Genomic DNA, 16,727 nt, shown 5'->3' with positions numbered 1-16,727 from the left:
GACGACGCGGATGCGTGAGTACACCGTTCCTGCCGTGACAGAACCCGCCACGGGCAGCCTGAGCGATCCCGTGTGGGCGAACGCGTCCTCTCATCCTGACACCGCGGTCTTCAGCCGCCGTACGGGGTCGAGCTGGACCGATGTCACCGCAGCGGAGTTCGCGCAGCAGGTGATCGGCGTCGCCAAGGGCCTGATCGGGGCCGGCGTGAAGCACGGCGACCGGGTCGCCCTGCTCAGCCCGACGCGGTACGAGTGGACGCTGATCGACTACGCGATCTGGAGCATCGGCGCGGTCACCGTACCGATCTACGAGACCTCCTCGGCCTCGCAGATCCAGTGGATCCTGACCGACTCCGAAGCGGTCGTCGCCGTCGTCGAGAACGCGACCCACGGCGCCGTCGTGGAGTCCGCGCGCGCCGAGGCCCCGGAACTGCAGGAGGTCTGGCAGATCGAGGCCGGTGCCGTCGACCAGCTGACCGCGCTCGGCCAGGACGTCACCGACGCCGAGTTCGACAAGCGCCGCTCGGCGGTCACCGCGTCCGACCTGGCCACGCTGATCTACACCTCCGGGACGACCGGTCGCCCGAAGGGCTGCAAGATCAGCCACGCGAACTTCCTGGACGAGCTCGGCCCGGCGGTGAAGATCCTCGACGACCTGTTCGACTCCACCGGCGCAAGCACGCTGCTGTTCCTGCCGCTGGCCCACGTGTTCGCCCGGATCATCCAGGTCGGCTGCGTGATGAAGCGGGTCAAGGTCGGCCACAGCGCCGACGTGAAGAACCTCGTCGAGGACCTCGGCGCGTTCCGGCCGACGTTCATCCTGAGCGTGCCGCGGGTCTTCGAGAAGGTGTTCAACTCGGCCAGCCAGAAGGCGCACGCCGACGGCAAGGGCAAGATCTTCGACGCCGCCGCCGAGACCGCGATCGCGTACTCGCGGGCGCAGGACAAGGGCGGCGCGTCGTTCGGGCTGAAGGCCAAGCACCTGCTGTTCGACCGGCTGGTGTTCGGCAAGCTGCGGGCGGTGCTCGGCGGCCAGGTGCAGTACGCGGTCTCCGGCGGCGCCCCGCTCGGTGACCGGCTGGGGCACTTCTTCCGCGGCATCGGCGTACCGGTCCTGGAGGGCTACGGCCTGACCGAGACCACCGCCGCGGTCGCGGTGAACCTGCCCGACGACCTCCGGATCGGCACCGTCGGCCGGCCGCTGCCGGGCGTCTCCGTCGGCGTCGCGGACGACGGCGAGCTGTGCTTCAAGGGCGGCCAGGTGATGCTCGGGTACTGGAAGAACGACGAGGCGACCGCCGCCGCGATCGACGACGACGGCTGGTTCCACACCGGCGACCTCGGCGAGTTCGACGTCGACGGGTTCATCAAGATCACCGGCCGGAAGAAGGAGATCCTGGTGACGGCCGGCGGCAAGAACGTCGCGCCGAGCATGCTCGAGGACCAGATCCGCCTGCACCCGCTGGTCAGCCAGTGCATGGTGGTCGGCGACGGCAAGCCGTTCATCGCCGCCCTGATCACGATCGACCCGGAAACCATTGTCGGTTGGGCGACCGAGCGCGGGAAGCCGACCGACGTCACATTGCTGACCCGCGACGCCGACCTGATCGCCGAGGTCCAGAAGGCGGTCGACGAGGCGAACGCGTCGGTCTCGCACGCCGAGGCGATCAAGAAGTTCTCCATCCTGCCGATCGACTGGACCCAGGAGTCCGGCGAGCTGTCCCTGAAGCTCTCCCTCCGCCGCCACATCGTGATGAAGAACCACACCACCGACGTCGAGGCCCTGTACGCCAAGTAGTACGCGAAGCAGGTTGTAGTCCGGCATCAGCCGAATGGCTGATGGCGGGTCGAGCCCGTCGGGCGATGTGGCGGGACCGCGTTGTCGGCGAAGCTCGATGCATGATCACGAGCAGCACGACGACACCGATCGTCGAAGTCACCAATCTGCGCAAGGCGTACGGCAGCCGGACCGTCGTCGACGACGTGTCGTTCAGCGTCAACGAGGGCGAGATCTTCGGGATCCTCGGCCCGAACGGCGCCGGTAAGACCACCAGCGTCGAGTGCGTCGAGGGCCTCCGGGTGCCCGACAGCGGGAAGGTCCGGGTCGCCGGGCTCGACCCGATCGCGGACCACGCGGCCGTCACGCAGGTGCTCGGCGCGCAGCTCCAGGAGAGCGAACTGCAGCCCAAGCTGACGGTCCGCGAGGCCCTCGAGCTGTACTCCGCGTTCTACCCGAACCCGGCCGACTACCGCTCGCTCGCCAAGCGACTCGGCCTGGACGACCAGCTGGACAAGCGCTTCGGCGTCCTCAGCGGCGGCCAGAAGCAGCGGCTGTTCATCGCGCTCGCGCTGGTCGGCAACCCGCGGGTCGTCGTCCTCGACGAGCTGACCACCGGCCTCGACCCGCGCGCCCGTCGCGACACCTGGGAGGTCGTCGAGGACATCCGCGCCCGCGGCGTCACGGTCCTCCTGGTCACGCACTTCATGGAGGAGGCGCAGCGGCTCTGCGACCGGATCGCGCTGATCGACCAGGGCCGGATCACCGCCCTGGACACCCCGCAGGGCCTGATCAGCCGGACCGCGGGCTCCACGGTCATCTCGTTCAACCCGTCGGCGCCGCTCGACGACGAGTACCTGGCGGCACTGCCGGCGCTGGCGTCGGTCGAGCACAAGGACGGCCGGATCACGCTCGGCGGAACCGACGAGACCGTCACCGCGCTGCTGACGCTGCTCGCGCGGCAGCAGATCACCGCCCACCAGCTGCGCGTCACCGACGCCACCCTCGACGACGCTTTCCTCGACCTCACAGGAGCCACGAAATGACCGCGATCGACGCCTCCACCCCGGTCCGCCGGACCTCGCCGCAGGCCGCCGTGCTGCGGTCCGAGGCGCGGCTGTTCCTCCGCGAGCCGGGCATGCTGTTCTGGACCATGGGCTTCCCGCCCGTACTGCTCATCATCCTCGGGTCGATCCCGAGCTTCCGGAAGATCGACGACGGCCTCGGCGTGCGGCTGATCGACGTGTACGTGCCGGTGCTGGTGATGGTCGCGCTGATCGTCACCGGTCTGCAGGCGATGCCGCCGCTGATCACCGGCTACCGCGAGCGCGGCATCCTGCGCCGGATGTCGACGACGCCGGTCCGCCCGTCCGCGCTGCTGACCGCGCAGATGGCGTTGTTCGGCGCCACCGGCCTCGGCTCGGCGTTGCTCTGCATGGCGATCGGCCGGATCGCCTTCGACGTCAAGCTGCCGGGGCAGATCGGCGGCTACGTGCTCGCTCTGCTGCTGACCGCGATTGCCGCACTGGCGCTCGGCGCGCTGGTCTCGGCGCGGGCACGCACGGCCCGGATCGCAACCGCGTTCGGGATGGCCGCGTTCTTCCCGAGCCTGTTCTCGGCCGGTCTCTGGCTGCCCGTCCAGACGATGCCGCACACGCTGCAGAAGATCGTCGTCGTGCTGCCGTTCGGTGCCGCGGTGCGGGCGCTCGACCAGGCTGCGGCCGGCCACTGGCCGTCGTGGTCCCACTTGGGAGTGCTGGCTGCGTGGGCGGTCGTGCTGTCCGCCGCGGCGGCGCGCTGGTTCCGCTGGGAGTAGGTTCGTGCAAACTGGGCAGGTGACGACGGCCGACAGTGATCTCGATCGGCGCCAGGCGGCTTTCCAGCGCTGGGCGCCGTACTTCCTGCTCGGCCTCGGCACTCTGCTCGCGGCCGCGACGGCGGGCAGGCTGATCCCGCTCAGCAACGAGCGGCAGGCACAGGCCCTCGGCCTGGTCGGTACGGCGCTGGTGACGCAGCTGTGGTGGACCTGGAGCGGCCGCGTCCACCGTGGGCCGAACGCCATCTCGGTGACGTACTACATCCTGCGCTGGGCGATCGGGTTCGCGCTGACGATCCTGAACGGCTTCTTCGCCTTCTACGTCGTTGCCGGGTACTACGACGCCGACGAGCTGATCCCGGGCCGGAAGCGGCAGCGACTCGCCCTGTTCGCGTGCACGCTCCCGATCGCCGGGGCGCAGACCGGCGGTTTCCCGCTGCACGGCATGACGTGGGTGGTGTTCGGCGGCCTCGTGGTCGCGAACAACGTACTGCTGACCGTCGTCAAGCATTTCGCCGAGCAGCAGGAGGCCCGGTCGCAGGCGCGGGCCGACACCATCACCGAGCTCGAGCAGGCCCACAAGGAGAACGCGGCGTTGCAGGCGCAGCTGCTCGTCCAGGCGCGCGAGGCCGGCATCTCCGACGAGCGCCGCCGGCTGGCCGCGGAGATCCACGACACGATCGCCCAGGGCCTGACCGGCATCATCGCCCAGCTCCAGGTGGTCGCGAACACCTCCGACCCGAAGGTGATCTCCGAACGCGTCGGCCAGGCCAGCGAGCTGGCCCGGCACAGCCTCGGCGAGGCCCGCCGCTCGGTGCAGAACCTCGCCCCGGCCGGTCTGTCGGACGACGGCCTGCCCGAGGCCCTGCGCAAGACCGTCCGCCAATGGTCGGAGCGGACCGGTGTCTCCGCCGAGTTCACCCTGACCGGTACGGCGCAGCATCTGCACGGCGAGTTCGCGGCGACCCTTCTGCGGATCACGCAGGAAGCGCTCGCGAACGTCGCGAAACACGCCGCCGCGACCCGCGTCGGCGTGACCCTCAGCTTCATGGACGACGAGGTGACGGTGGACATCCGCGACGACGGCAAGGGCTTCGATCCGCTGGCGGTGCCGGCCCGGTCAGGCACCGGCGGGTTCGGCCTGGACGGGATGCGAGCACGCGCCGAACGCATCGCCGGTTCGCTGACCGTGGAGGCCGAGCCAGGTTTCGGTACGGCGATCTCCGCTCACGTACCGCTGGTGCTCCATGCTTGACCCTGTGCGCGACATCTCGCTCCTCCTCGTCGACGACCATCCGGTGGTCCGCAACGGCCTGCGCGGCATGTTCGAGTCCGCGCCCGGCTTCACGGTTCTTGCCGAAGCGTCGGACGGCGTCCAGGCGGTCGCGCTCGCGGCGGAGCTCACGCCGGACGTGATCCTGATGGACCTGCGGATGCCGGGCGGCGGCGGGCTGGACGCGATCACCGAGCTGAACCGGCGCAAGATCCGCTCCCAGGTGCTGGTCCTGACCACCTGGGACACCGACACCGACACACTGCGCGCGATCGAGGCCGGCGCCACCGGCTACCTGCTCAAGGACGCGCCGCAGGAGGAGTTGTTCAACGCGGTCCGCCTGGCCGCCGACGGCAAGACCGTGCTCTCCCCTACCGTCGCGTCCCGCCTGGTGTCCGCCGTACGGACGCCCGCACCGACACCGCTCGCCGCACGCGAGCGCCAGGTCCTCGAGCTGGTCGCGAAGGGTACGTCGAACCGCGACATCGCCCGCGAACTGTTCATCAGCGAAGCGACCGTGAAGACGCACCTCAGCCACGTCTTCACCAAGCTCGGCGTCACCGACCGCGCGGCCGCCGTCGCCAAGGGATACGAGCAGGGCATCCTCGGCCGGCCCTAATATGACTGGCGGCTGCGATGCGGCCGGATAGAATCGTTCTCGATGGACGGCCGGTGTTTGCGGGCCGTACCGGGAATCTTCGTTGGAGAGGCTGCGCAATGGCTGAAGGCGTCTGGGGTCGGGTGCATCGCGACCTGCCCGGTCGGCAGGGCACGCGCTGACACGGTAGGTACGAACGTGTCGTCGCGTGCTGCACAGGAATGCAGCACTGCGATGTTGCCGGCTCCGGCCGGGCATCTTTGATCCCGCCGTGTCGCAGATGGCCATTGCCAGCTTCGGCACCACAGCGCAGACAACCTCTGGGTAGTCGAGCCTGGCACCGCTGCAATCCTGCGAAGGTGTCATGTACCCCCACGAAACGCAACGCCGCATCGTCGTCACCGGCATGGCCGGCGCCGGGAAATCCACGTTCTCCCGGGCCCTTGCCGCCAAGTCCGGCCTGCCGCTCATTCATTTGGACCTCCAGTTCTGGAAGCCGGGCTGGAGCGAACCGTCGGACGCCGAATGGCGCGAGAAACAACGTGTCCTGCTCGCCGGCGACGCGTGGATTGCCGATGGCAACTACGCCGACACGCTCGACCTCCGGCTCGAACGCGCCGACACCGTCGTGGTGCTGGCCACGCCGTGGTGGCGGTGCGCGGGACGCGCGTTCCTGCGCGGCTGCCGCATGCCGGACACATTGCCTGAAGGATGTGAGTACTCGGCCTGGCAACGGCTGCGCGACGAATGGCGCCTGATCCCGATCATCTGGCGGAACCGGCGTACGGAACTCGAACGCGAGCGAGCAATCATTGCCCGGCACGGACAACACGCGACCCGGCACGTACTCAAGTCCAAACGCGCCGTCCGAGAATTCCTCGACCTCCTGGGAAGGGGGCAGGGCGATGGAGGCAACTGAGAGGCGGCGTGCGGTGGCTGCAGCAATGGCGACCGCCTCCGAACTCAACCTGGCCGTCGACGACGCGGTGGTTCTCAGCGACTCCAACCGACTCGTCGTCCGCCTGATGCCCTGCGACACCGTCGCCCGCGTCACGCCCGCGACGCATTTCGCCAGCGCAGAGCAAGAAGTGGAACTCGTACGACGGCTGGCGCAGACGGACAGCCCGGTCGCTCCGCTCGAGCCTCGGGTCGAACCACGCGTGTTCGTTCGGGACGGATTCAAGATCGCGCTGTGGGTCTACTTCGAGCCTGTGGAGTCTCGAACGCTGCCGTCGGCCGAGTACGCGCAGAAGCTCGCACTTCTTCATGCCGGCCTGCGGCAGATCGAGGTCACGACGCCACACTTCCTGGATCGAGTGGCTGATACTCGACGGGACGTCGCCAACCGTGCCGTCACTCCCGATCTCGCGGATCCGGACCGGGCGTTGCTCGCCGGCACGCTGCGCGATCTGGGGCGATCGATCGGCAGCCGGCGCGGCGTCGAGCAGCTGCTGCACGGGGAGCCGCACCCGTTCAACATCCTCAACACGAAGACCGGGCCGCTGTTCATCGACTTCGAGAACACCGCGCGCGGGCCGGTCGAGTACGACCTGGCTTGGGTGCCCAGCGAGGTCAGCCGGCACTATCCCGACGCTGACCAGGATCTGGTCGGCGAGTGCAGGGGTGTCGTCCTCGCGATCGTCGCGGCGCATCGCTGGAGTCTCGGCGACCGGCATCCGAGCGGCAGAGCATCGGGAGTGGCGTTCCTTCGCGTTCTGCGCGCGGGACCGCCGTGGCCGGCGCTCGACGACATCGTCTGGTAACGCGAGCTGATCCCGTCAGGATTAGCTCCGGGTACCGGTTGGGGCATGAAGGCCCACCGCAAACCCCAGGTGGCCCGCTCCGTCCGCCCATCGGCGGACGCCAGCGGGCCTTTCGTCTCCAGCTGGAGTGCTGTCGGCGAGTGTGCTGTCTTCCGCGTCGCCGGCGCGATCGACACTGGCACGCTGCCCACGTTCGACGCCGAGCTGCGGCATGTGATCACCACGAAGCTGCCGCGCGTCGTCGTCGACCTGCGCCGGATCACCGCGATGGAGTCGGCCGGTCTCGACGTACTCGCCGACGCCCACGACCTCGCCCTCGAACACGGCGGCTGGCTACGCGCCTCCGGCGCCGGACAGTGGCTGGCCGACCTGATCCGCAGCACCCGAACCGCCCGGCCACTGGACCACTACGAGACCCTCCCCGACGCCCTCCCCGCCTACCGCCGCTCCGACGCAGGCCTCACTTCCCGCTCCTGAACGCAATGCCACCGGCGGGTGTATTAGCGATAAAACCAGAGCTGTTTGATCAAATCCTTGAATAGCTTCTGAGAGCCTGGTTTTACCGTTACAGTCTCGGCGTGACGACATTTGAGATCCGCTCGCCCGGGGGTCACACCACCCGCACCGGAACGCTCACCGGCGGCATCGTCGCCGAAAAACCAGCCACCGAACCGGGCCTCCTGCACTACGTCATAACCCCCACCCCGAACCCAACCGAAGCAGCCGGCTCAAGCACCGGCGAGGCCGCTGACCCGGGCGCAGGCGAGGCCGGTGACCCGAGCGTAGGTAGGGCGGGTGACCCGCGCACAGGTAGTAGGGCGGGTGACCCGAGCGCGGGTGGGGCCGGGAACGCTCTGGCGGCGACCTTGCGGTGGAGGTGGCCGGTGGAGGGTGCGGTGACGTTGTGGCGGGCGACGCAGGGGTCGCGGCGTGAGCTGCCGACCGACTGGGGGTCGCGCCGGGAGATTCGTTCGGTCCGCTCCGCCCCGGTCGCGGCGCTGGTCGACAATCAGAACCGGAGTTTGTTGACAATCTCCTTGTCTGCCAACGTCCGCGGCTGCGACTTCGCGATCGGCGTGAACGAGGAGACCGCCGAACAGCTGATCGACCTGACCGTCACGGACATCGAGGGCGATGACTTCACCCTGCGCATCGACCTGCGTCCTCAGCATTTCGCCGACGCGCTCCGCGGAGTGACCGCCGAGTGGGCAGCAGAGCTGGGTGAGCGGATCGCAGCGGTCCCGCCGATCGCCCGCGACGCGATGTACTCGACCTGGTACAGCGACCACCAGCACGTCTCGGCCGCATCGGTGGAGCAGCACGCCCGCGCAGGAGCGGCATACGGGCTGCAGGCGGTGATTGTCGACGACGGCTGGCAGACCAACGACACTCGGCGCGGGTACGCGTACTGCGGCGACTGGGAGCCGACCAGCAGCACCTTCCCGGACATGGCCGCGCACGTGCGGCGCGTGCACGAGCTCGGGCAGCGGTACGTGCTGTGGCTCGCACCGCCGTTGATGGGAAGGCATTCGAAGGCGTGGGCGCGGTTGAAGGACCGCACTCTCGGCCTCGCCGACACCGACGTCGCCGTGCTGGACCCGCGGTACCGCGAGGTTCGTGACCACCTGGTGGAGTGCGCGATCCGGCCGGTCCGCGACTGGGGTGTCGACGGTCTGAAGATCGACTTCATCGACTCCTGGGCGCGCGACGACGTCCCGTCGGCGCCGGACGCCGACTGCGCGTCGGTCGACGAGGGCGTCGAGCGGTTCCTCCAGGCCGTCACCGACGAGCTGCAACGGCTCCGTCCGGACGTGCTGATCGAGTTCCGGCAGGACTACGTGCATCCGCGACTGTGGCAGTTCGGCACGTTCCTGCGGGCCGGCGACTGCGCACAGGACCCGGTCGAGAACCGCGTGCGGACGGTAGATTGTCGACTGTTGGCCGGCGACCGCGCGGTGCACTCGGACATGCTGATGTGGAACCCGTCGGCGTCCGCCGAGAACGTCGCGCAGCAATTCATCGGCGCTCTGTTCAGTACGGCGCAGGTGTCGATGGACCTGGACGCACTGTCGCCCGACCACGAGCAGGTCGTCAGGTACTGGCTCGGCTTCATGCACGACCACGCCGACGCCTTGCTGCACGGCGTACTGATGCCATCGCGACCTGACGCGCGCTACACACAGGTGCGTGCGGTCGGAGCCTCGGAAACCGTGATTGCCGTGTTCAGCGACCCCGTGGTGCGGGTAGATGAGTCCTGCACGGTCGTGGTCAACGGCGGCGCCGGTCAACAGCTGTACGTCGAAGGTGCGGGCGGCGGGCCGGTCGATCTCGTAGTGTCTGACTGCTCGGGCCACGAGGTGCAGCACACGACGACAACGCCGACCGAGGTGTGGCCGATCGACGTACCTGTCGGCGGAACGGCCCGGATCGTGCGGACCTGAGGGGAAACGACTTGGTGGCACAGAAACCGCGCCGTACGACGGTCGCCGACGTCGCGCGGCTGGCCGGGGTGTCGGCGATGACGGTGTCGAACGTACTGAACGCACCGCACCGCGTCGCGCCGCCGACCGTGCAGACAGTGCGCGCGGCGATCGACGAGCTCGGGTACATCCCGAACCACGCCGCCCGCGCGTTGTCGTCGGGCCGCAGCCAGGTGATCGGCCTGCCGCTGTACTTCGAGGACGCGGACAGCACCGGCCTGGGTGGATTCCTGCACGGCGTGCTCGACGGCCTGGTGACGGCGGCGGCCGTGTCCGGGTACGGCGTTCACGTGACGACGCCGACCGAGGGCGCAACCGAGATCGCCCTGTACGAGAAGCTGATCGCTGCGCGCCAGGTGGACGCGATCGTCGTATTGGAGACAATGCCGCACGATCCGCGGATCGAGTTCCTCAGCCGGCGGCGGTTCCCGTTCGTCGCGTTCGGGCGGACGGCGCCGGACCAGCGGCAGTGCTGGGTCGATGTGGACAACGAGTCGTCGATGGCCGGCATCGCTGAGCATCTGCGAGCGACCGGCCGCGAGCGGGCCGTGTATCTGGCGACGGACAGTGCGCTGCCCTGGGTGCATCAGCGGCGCGACGGGTTCGTCCGCGAGTTCTCGTCGACAATTGTACGATCGTTCGCGTCGCTCGACGCGGTCGCGGCGTACGTCGCGGAGGCCGCGCCGACGGAGCTGCCGGACGCCTTCGTCGCGGACAACGACGCGTACGCCGTGGTCGCGATGCGGACCCTGCAACGGCGCGGGATCGCCGTTGGTCAGGAGGTTGCGGTGACCGGGTTCAACGATTTCCCGTTCGCAAGCATGCTGGACACGCCGCTGACCACAGCCCGGATCCCGTTGCGCGACATCGCCCGTTGCCTCTTCGACCGAGCGTTGAAAGAGATCGCCGGGCAACCCGCCGAGCCCGGCCAACTCGTCACTGCACCGCTGGTGGTCCGCTCGAGTGCCTGACCGCCGCCTCGACGAACTTCGCCAGATCGGCGGAGCGACTCCCGGCGGGCCACACCACCAGCATCACGTACGGCTCGGCGTCGGTCACCGGCCGGTAGACGACGTCCGGCCGGATGTTGCGCTCGGCCATCGACCGCGGGACCAGCGCGATCGCCTGCCCGAACGCGACCACCTCGAGCAGCTGTGACGAGTCCTGCACGATCGGCCCGTCGACCGGCTCGTCCGGCCGCGCCGCCCAGTAGTTGCGCTCGGCAACGTTCGCCCGATTCCACCGCGGCGCTGGGATCCCGGCCAGATCCTCGGCACACAGTAGGTCCCGTGCGGCGAGCTCGTGCCCGATCGGCAAGGCCGCGACCCGCGGCTCCTCGTACAGCCTCTCGGTCTGCAGTCCGCGGTCGTCGAACGGCCGACTGACCAGCGCGACGTCCGCCCGCCCGTCGCGCAGCATGTCGGCCTGTTCGCCGAACCCGCTCACCACCACCTGCAGCCCGGGCACGTCGTCCTTGAGGACCGCCACCAGGCCGTGCAGCAACTCGGTAGCGACACCCGGCTTCGCCGTGACGATCAGGCCGCGGGCCGACAGCCCCGCTCGCTGCGTACGACGGACCGCCGAGTCGAGCGCGTCGATCACCGGACCGGACTCCTTGAAGAGCGTCTCCCCCGCTGTCGTCAGCGCGAGCCGTTGCCCGGACCGGTCGAACAGTTCGAAGCCGAGGCGGTGCTCGAGCTGCCGCATCGCCCGCGAAAGCGGCGGCTGCGCGATCCCGAGCCGCTCGGCGGCGCGGGTGATGTTCAGCTCCTCGGCGACCGCACGGAAGTACCGCAGCTCGCGGATCTCGGGTTCGGGCATACCTCCAGGGTATGGCGAGCCACCTGATCGGTGTTGGTCTGCGGCGGTTGCGGCGCGGTGGACTGGTGACATGACACAGACAGACATCGCCCTGGTGACGGGCGGCAACAAAGGCATCGGCAAGGAGATCGTCCGGCAGCTCGCCCAGCGTGGGCTCACCGTGTATCTGGCGGCACGCAACGCGGCGCTGGGTGCCGCGGCCGCGGCGGAACTGGCCGCCGACGGACTCGACGTACGGTTCGTGGCGCTCGACGTGACCGACGCGGACTCGGTCGCGGCCGCGGCGAAGCAGGTCGAGGCGGACTCCGGGCGGCTGGACGTCCTGGTGAACAACGCCGGCATCGTCGCCGAGTGGGGTACGGCGGTCGCGGACATCACGGCCGAGCAGGTCCGGACGGCGTACGACGTGAACGTGTTCGGGGTCGTCTCCGCGATCAACGCGTTCGTACCGCTGCTGCGGCGATCGTCCAATGCGCGGATTGTCAACATGTCCAGCGGACTCGGCTCGGTCAACCTGCTGTCGGAGCTCGACGGACGCTTGGCGACGCAGGGACTGCTCGCGTACAGCTCGTCGAAGGCAGCGCTCAACGCGCTCACACTGGTCTACGCGAGTGCACTGCGCGCGGACGGCATCAAGGTGAACGCTGCCACACCGGGGCTCGTCCCCACGGACCTGAACAGCCAGGCCGCCGTACCGCGCGGAACCCGCACCGTCGCGGACGGCGCCGCCGTACCCGTCGCGCTGGCAACCCTCCCGGCGGACGGCCCGACCGGCGTCTTCCGAGGACCTCAGTCACTGGACGACGTAGCCCCGTGGTGAGACTGCACGACCTGGCCCTCCCCGTGGTGAGACTGCACGCCGTGGCCCTCCCCGTGGTGAGACTGCACCACATGGCCCTGTGTTGAGACTGGGCCGGGGTTGAGTGCCTGACGGGCGATCAGGAGCGTTGTCGCGGTGCCGAGTACGCCGGCCAGCGCGATCGTCAGGTTGGGCGCGATGAACGAGCCGACGACACCGCCGAGGGCGATGCTGACGCCCTGGATCGCCATCAGACCGCTCGTCTGGATTGTGAACAATTGACCGCGCTGCGCCGGATCGACGGCGCCGAGGATCAGCGGATCGATGCCCTGGTTGAACGCGAAGCCGGCACCCGAGATCGCCAGCAGCACGGCTGCCACCGGGATCGGGGGCACGGTCAGGAAACCGATCGCGGGTAGCTGGCTGGCGAGCAGGAACGGGACGACGAGCCGTCGCCGCACGGAAGGGGTGAACCGTGAGACGACGAGCTCGCCGGCCACGCCGCCGACCGCGTAGCCGGTGAACAACGCACCGGCGGCCGCGGCGACGGTGCCGACCTGGGCGGTGTATGCGACAGCAAGACCGTCCGGCAACGACGAGAATGCCGCCGCAACCCAAGTCAGCAAGATCAGATTCCGCAACCTCACATTCACAAACAACAACCGCATCCCACCCCAACACCGCCCAAGCGAGCGATCCCGCTCGCCTTCACCCACAGCGGCGTCACCGGTCAAGCACGCAGCCGGCTCGCCGGGATCGCCAACTGGGGATGTGAGCCGCGGGTCGCGGACGTCTTTGTGCTGTGGGCTGGTGGTGCGATGGCCGGTGGTGCGATGGCCGGTGGTGCGATGGCCGGTGGTGCGATGGCCGGTGGTGCGATGGCCGGTGGTGCGATGGCCGGTGGTGCGATGGCTGGTGGTGCGATGGCTGGTGGGTGTGGGCTGCTTTCGGTTGGCCGGGGGTGTGTATGGCGTGCCGGCGGCGAGGAGGATTGCTGACAATCCGAAGGTTGCCACGTCGACAATCAACAACCACCGCGCGCCGATCGCCGCCACCGCGATCCCGCCGAGTGCGAAGCCCGCCAGCATTGCCGTCTGACCGATTGCCCGCAGCAACGACCTCCCGACCGGGAACAGATCCTGCGGCAGCAGGTTCGCGAGGCTCGCCGCCCGCGCACCGGAGAAGACCGGCGCGATCATCCCGAGCCCGACGAGCAGACCGAGCAGCCCGGCAACCGGCATCCCCGGCAGCAACATCGCGCCCACACACACCGCGCTGAGCAGGTCGCACGTGACGAGCACCCGCCGCGCCGGGAAGCGGTCCGTGAGTGAAGAGAACAGCACCCCACTCACGGCGTACGGCACGAAGGAACACACCAGTACCAGCGCGGACAGCAGCGGCGACCCGGTGCGTTCGAACACCAGGATCGACAGCGCCACCTCGGCGGCGATCGTTCCGAGCATCGAGACGGTGTGGGCCGCGTACACCGCGCGCATGCCGGGAAGGCGCAGTACAGCTCCGTAGGACGTCACGGTGCGAGCCTGCGGCACCGCGACCCCGACGGCGTAGAGTTTTGGTTGTGACCGAAAGTTCAGTCCGATGACCGTGCTGCGTTTCACGCAGGCGGACGCGCTGCGCTGCCGGTTCGGGGTGTCGCCGCTCTGGGAGACCATGTCGGCGGTGCGAGTGCTGCACGGCTCGAAGCACCGGCAGTTGTACGCGGACTGGATCGCCGCGAAGCAGGACACCGCGGCGAAGCTCGACCTGCGCATGCTGAAGGCCGTCCAGCCGCGTGTCGGCTTCACCCCGGACTTCCTCACCCCGCCGCCGAAGGCGTCCCGGGCGAAGTTCGCGACCGAGGTCGCGCGCGTCCGCGCCACGCCGCTGGAGAAGGTACGCGCAGAGCTGATCCAGTCCCGCGACGAGCTGAACAACCCAGCCGCGCCCGAGATCAACGCGATGCTCGAGGACCTGCCCGGCACCCGTGAACGGCTCGCGGACGAGATCGAGAGCGCATGGGACGCGCTCATCAGGCCGGACTGGCCACTGATCAGCCGGGTGCTCGAGGACGACATCGCGCACCGCGGGCGGCAACTCACCGACGGCGGTCTTGCCGGGCTGTTCGACGACCTGCATCCCACGCTGACCTGGGAGGACGACCGGCTGATCGCAACCCGGTACCGCTCGGACGACCGCGACCTCTCCGGCCAGGGCCTGTTGCTCGTCCCCGGGGTCTTCGAGTGGCCGTACCTCGTGATGGTGGTCGATCCGGCGTACCACCCGACCCTCGTCTACCCGGCCCGCGGCGCCGCCCGCCTGTGGTCCGACGCCCCACCTCCCCCGGATCCACTGGCCCGCCTGCTCGGTCGTACTCGCGCGACGCTTCTGGTCGCGCTCGACCCGCCTGCCACCACCAGCGCGCTCGCCGCACAGTACGATCTCGCTCTCGCCACCGTCGCGGAGCATCTCTCGGCGTTGTACGACGCGGGTCTCGCGACTCGTCGCCGTACGGGCCACCAGGTGCACTACCGCCGTACCGAGGTGGGACAGGCCGTCATCGACGCCTCCGTCGGATAACCCAGATCCGGCGCGAGAATGCTTTGGTGAGCAAGCCGACGAAGGTTCGACCACCGAGCACCCGCCACACCCGGCGCTGGCCGGCGTCGCTGGCGGTGTTCGCCGTCCTCGTACTGCAGTTGCTGGTGCCGACGCAGATCAACACGCTCCCGCGATGGCTGATGCCGGCGCTCGGGTTCCTCCTGCTGGTACCGCTGGTGTGGATGAACCCGTTCCACCTGCGCCGCGACGAGCCCTGGCTGCGCTCGGTCGAGGTAGTGCTCGTCGGCGTACTGGTAGCGGTGAACGCCTTCTACCTGGCCGGGATGATCTTCTTCCTCAACAACGGCGACGCGAACGAGGGCCGCGTGCTGGTGAAGAGCGCACTGCTGATCTGGGTGACGAACGTCGTCGCGTTCGCGGTCTGGTACTGGGAGGTCGACCGCGGCGGACCGTTCGCGCGGGCACCGGAACACGAACGCGAGGCCGAGCGCGCCGACCTGCTGTTCCCGCAGATGACCGTCGACCTGCCGGGCTGGAAGGACTGGCTGCCCGGCTTCACCGACTACCTGTACGTCGCGTTCACCAACGCGACCGCGTTCAGCCCGACCGACACGATGCCGCTGACGTCCCGGACCAAGGTGCTGATGGGCGTCCAGTCGGCAATCTCATTGTTGACAATCGCCATCATCGCGGCCCGCGCGGTGAACGTCCTCTGAGATCCCACTCGACAGGCTTGTAATGGGCGTGAGACCGTTTGCTCATGTACAGCACGAAGTCGGTGGGGTTGGGGTTCGCGGTCTTCTCCGCGGTCACCTTCGGCGGTTCGGGGCCGTTCGCCAAGGCGCTGATCGGGGCCGGTCTCACCCCGCAACAGGCGGCCTGGGTACGGATCCTCGGCGCCGCGGCGCTGCTCGTCCCGCTCGTGCTGGCGTTCCGCGGCCGCGCCGGTCTGCGCGCCGCGCGGGCGTCCTGGAAGGCGCTGGTTGTCTACGGGCTGACCGGGATTGCCGGCTGCCAGACACTGTTCTTTGTCGCCGCCAGCCGACTGCCGGTCGGCGTGGCCCTGATGCTCGAGTTCTCCGGGCCGGTGCTGGTGGTCGCGTGGCTCAAGTTCGGGCAGAAGGTCGCCGTACCGCGGTCGGCCGCGATCGGGGTCAGCATCGCGGTCGTCGGTCTCGCGACGGTGGCCGAGATCTGGTCCGGGTTGCGGATCGATCCGATCGGCCTGCTCGCCGGGCTCGGCGCGGCCGCCTGTCAGGCGACGTACTTCATCCTCATCGACCGGCTGACCGGTGCCGCGGATCCACTGGTGATGACAGCAGCGGGCAGTGTCGTCGGCGCTGTCGTACTGACGTTGATCGCCGCACCGTGGCGGACACCGTGGCACGTGCTCGTCGACACGGTCGCGATCGGCCACCGGCACGCACCGGGATGGGTGATGGCCGCCTGGCTGATCGTTGTGAGCACGGTCGTCGCGTACCTCGCGGGCGCGGCCGCCGTCCAGCGGCTGTCGGCGCCGATCGCGGGTGCCGTCGCGTACGTCGAGGTGGTCGCGGCCTGCGTCTTCGCGCTGGTGCTGCTCGGTGAAACGCTGCGCACCAACCAGATCATCGGCGGCGTGATCGTCCTGGCCGGTGCGTTCGTCGCCCAGTCGTCGGTCGGAAAGGTCGCCTCCCCCGAAATCCCGCCCTCCGAGACCCCGGACGCTCCAAACGCCGACGTCCTGGATCCGGCCGGCATCTGAGCCGTACCGAACAACGGGTAGCGGCCGGCGCGTACCGAGCGACGGGTAGTGGTCGGCTCGCCACCGGACGACGAGTAGCGGTTGGGCCGTCAGCCTG

16 protein-coding genes are annotated in these 16,727 nt (G+C 69.2%); 14 read left to right on the top strand and 2 right to left on the bottom strand.

The genetic code is table 11. The features are described 5' to 3' along the window. The first annotated feature begins 10 nt into the window (after positions 1-10). The 10 genes from ACGFI6_RS14850 (at position 11) to ACGFI6_RS14805 (ending at position 10,678) form a co-directional block, all read left to right on the top strand. Positions 11-1,798: an AMP-dependent synthetase/ligase gene (locus ACGFI6_RS14850; RefSeq protein WP_393118648.1), complete on the top strand. Its 1,788-nt coding sequence runs from the start codon at positions 11-13 to the stop codon at positions 1,796-1,798. Between the two features lie 101 nt (positions 1,799-1,899). Further along, positions 1,900-2,823 (top strand): ABC transporter ATP-binding protein, encoded by a 924-nt coding sequence (locus ACGFI6_RS14845; protein ID WP_393118646.1) that lies wholly within the window; start codon positions 1,900-1,902, stop codon positions 2,821-2,823. Beyond that, a complete protein-coding gene (locus ACGFI6_RS14840) occupies positions 2,820-3,593 on the top strand; it encodes an ABC transporter permease (protein ID WP_393118644.1) in 774 nt (257 codons plus the stop codon). The genes ACGFI6_RS14845 and ACGFI6_RS14840 overlap by 4 nt, the downstream gene beginning before the upstream one ends. A gap of 19 nt (positions 3,594-3,612) precedes the next feature. Next, positions 3,613-4,848 (top strand): sensor histidine kinase, encoded by a 1,236-nt coding sequence (locus ACGFI6_RS14835; RefSeq protein ID WP_393118642.1) that lies wholly within the window; start codon positions 3,613-3,615, stop codon positions 4,846-4,848. Beyond that, the gene (locus tag ACGFI6_RS14830; RefSeq protein ID WP_393118640.1) at positions 4,841-5,485 is read left to right on the top strand and encodes a response regulator; all 645 of its coding nucleotides are present in this window, start codon (positions 4,841-4,843) and stop codon (positions 5,483-5,485) included. The genes ACGFI6_RS14835 and ACGFI6_RS14830 overlap by 8 nt, the downstream gene beginning before the upstream one ends. A 343-nt stretch (positions 5,486-5,828) precedes the next feature. Further along, positions 5,829-6,383, top strand: coding sequence for a hypothetical protein (locus tag ACGFI6_RS14825; RefSeq protein ID WP_393118638.1), 555 nt, complete (start codon positions 5,829-5,831; stop codon positions 6,381-6,383). Beyond that, positions 6,370-7,227 carry an aminoglycoside phosphotransferase family protein gene (locus ACGFI6_RS14820; protein WP_393118636.1) on the top strand — a complete coding sequence of 286 codons (858 nt, stop codon included), beginning with the start codon at positions 6,370-6,372 and terminating at the stop codon, positions 7,225-7,227. Before ACGFI6_RS14825 ends, ACGFI6_RS14820 begins: the two co-directional genes overlap by 14 nt. A 45-nt stretch (positions 7,228-7,272) precedes the next feature. Next, complete coding sequence (locus ACGFI6_RS14815) at positions 7,273-7,704, top strand: STAS domain-containing protein (protein ID WP_393118634.1); 432 nt, start codon at positions 7,273-7,275, stop codon at positions 7,702-7,704. A 419-nt stretch (positions 7,705-8,123) separates the two neighbouring features. Next, on the top strand, positions 8,124-9,668 hold the full coding sequence (locus ACGFI6_RS14810; RefSeq protein WP_393118632.1) for a glycoside hydrolase family 36 protein: 1,545 nt from the start codon (positions 8,124-8,126) through the stop codon (positions 9,666-9,668). A 14-nt stretch (positions 9,669-9,682) separates the two neighbouring features. Further along, positions 9,683-10,678, top strand: coding sequence for a LacI family DNA-binding transcriptional regulator (locus ACGFI6_RS14805; RefSeq protein WP_393118630.1), 996 nt, complete (start codon positions 9,683-9,685; stop codon positions 10,676-10,678). Here ACGFI6_RS14805 and ACGFI6_RS14800 read toward each other — a convergent pair. Further along, on the bottom strand, positions 10,644-11,528 hold the full coding sequence (locus tag ACGFI6_RS14800) for a LysR family transcriptional regulator (RefSeq protein WP_393118628.1): 885 nt from the start codon (positions 11,526-11,528) through the stop codon (positions 10,644-10,646). The two genes, ACGFI6_RS14805 and ACGFI6_RS14800, sit on opposite strands and share 35 nt — an antisense overlap. Before the next feature lie 70 nt (positions 11,529-11,598). On the opposite strand from ACGFI6_RS14800, the gene ACGFI6_RS14795 reads away from it, so the two are divergent. Beyond that, positions 11,599-12,348: an SDR family NAD(P)-dependent oxidoreductase gene (locus ACGFI6_RS14795; RefSeq protein WP_393118627.1), complete on the top strand. Its 750-nt coding sequence runs from the start codon at positions 11,599-11,601 to the stop codon at positions 12,346-12,348. On the opposite strand, the gene ACGFI6_RS14790 is transcribed toward ACGFI6_RS14795, so the two are convergent. Continuing rightward, positions 12,318-13,859, bottom strand: a complete 1,542-nt coding sequence (locus ACGFI6_RS14790; protein ID WP_393118625.1) for an MFS transporter — start codon at positions 13,857-13,859, stop codon at positions 12,318-12,320. The two genes, ACGFI6_RS14795 and ACGFI6_RS14790, sit on opposite strands and share 31 nt — an antisense overlap. Before the next feature lie 67 nt (positions 13,860-13,926). On the opposite strand from ACGFI6_RS14790, the gene ACGFI6_RS14785 reads away from it, so the two are divergent. The 3 genes from ACGFI6_RS14785 to ACGFI6_RS14775 are packed head-to-tail and all read left to right on the top strand — an operon-like array spanning position 13,927 to position 16,630. Further along, the gene (locus ACGFI6_RS14785; protein ID WP_393118623.1) at positions 13,927-14,904 is read left to right on the top strand and encodes a DUF5937 family protein; all 978 of its coding nucleotides are present in this window, start codon (positions 13,927-13,929) and stop codon (positions 14,902-14,904) included. A gap of 26 nt (positions 14,905-14,930) precedes the next feature. Continuing rightward, positions 14,931-15,602 (top strand): hypothetical protein, encoded by a 672-nt coding sequence (locus ACGFI6_RS14780; protein WP_393118621.1) that lies wholly within the window; start codon positions 14,931-14,933, stop codon positions 15,600-15,602. A 44-nt stretch (positions 15,603-15,646) separates the two neighbouring features. Further along, complete coding sequence (locus ACGFI6_RS14775) at positions 15,647-16,630, top strand: DMT family transporter (RefSeq protein WP_393118619.1); 984 nt, start codon at positions 15,647-15,649, stop codon at positions 16,628-16,630. Positions 16,631-16,727: the final 97 nt, after the last annotated feature.

Source organism: Kribbella sp. NPDC048928 (assembly GCF_043197975.1).
GTDB lineage: Bacteria > Actinomycetota > Actinomycetes > Propionibacteriales > Kribbellaceae > Kribbella.
Note: the sequence above shows the minus strand (reverse complement) of the source record. Positions and strands in the feature narration are given on the sequence as shown.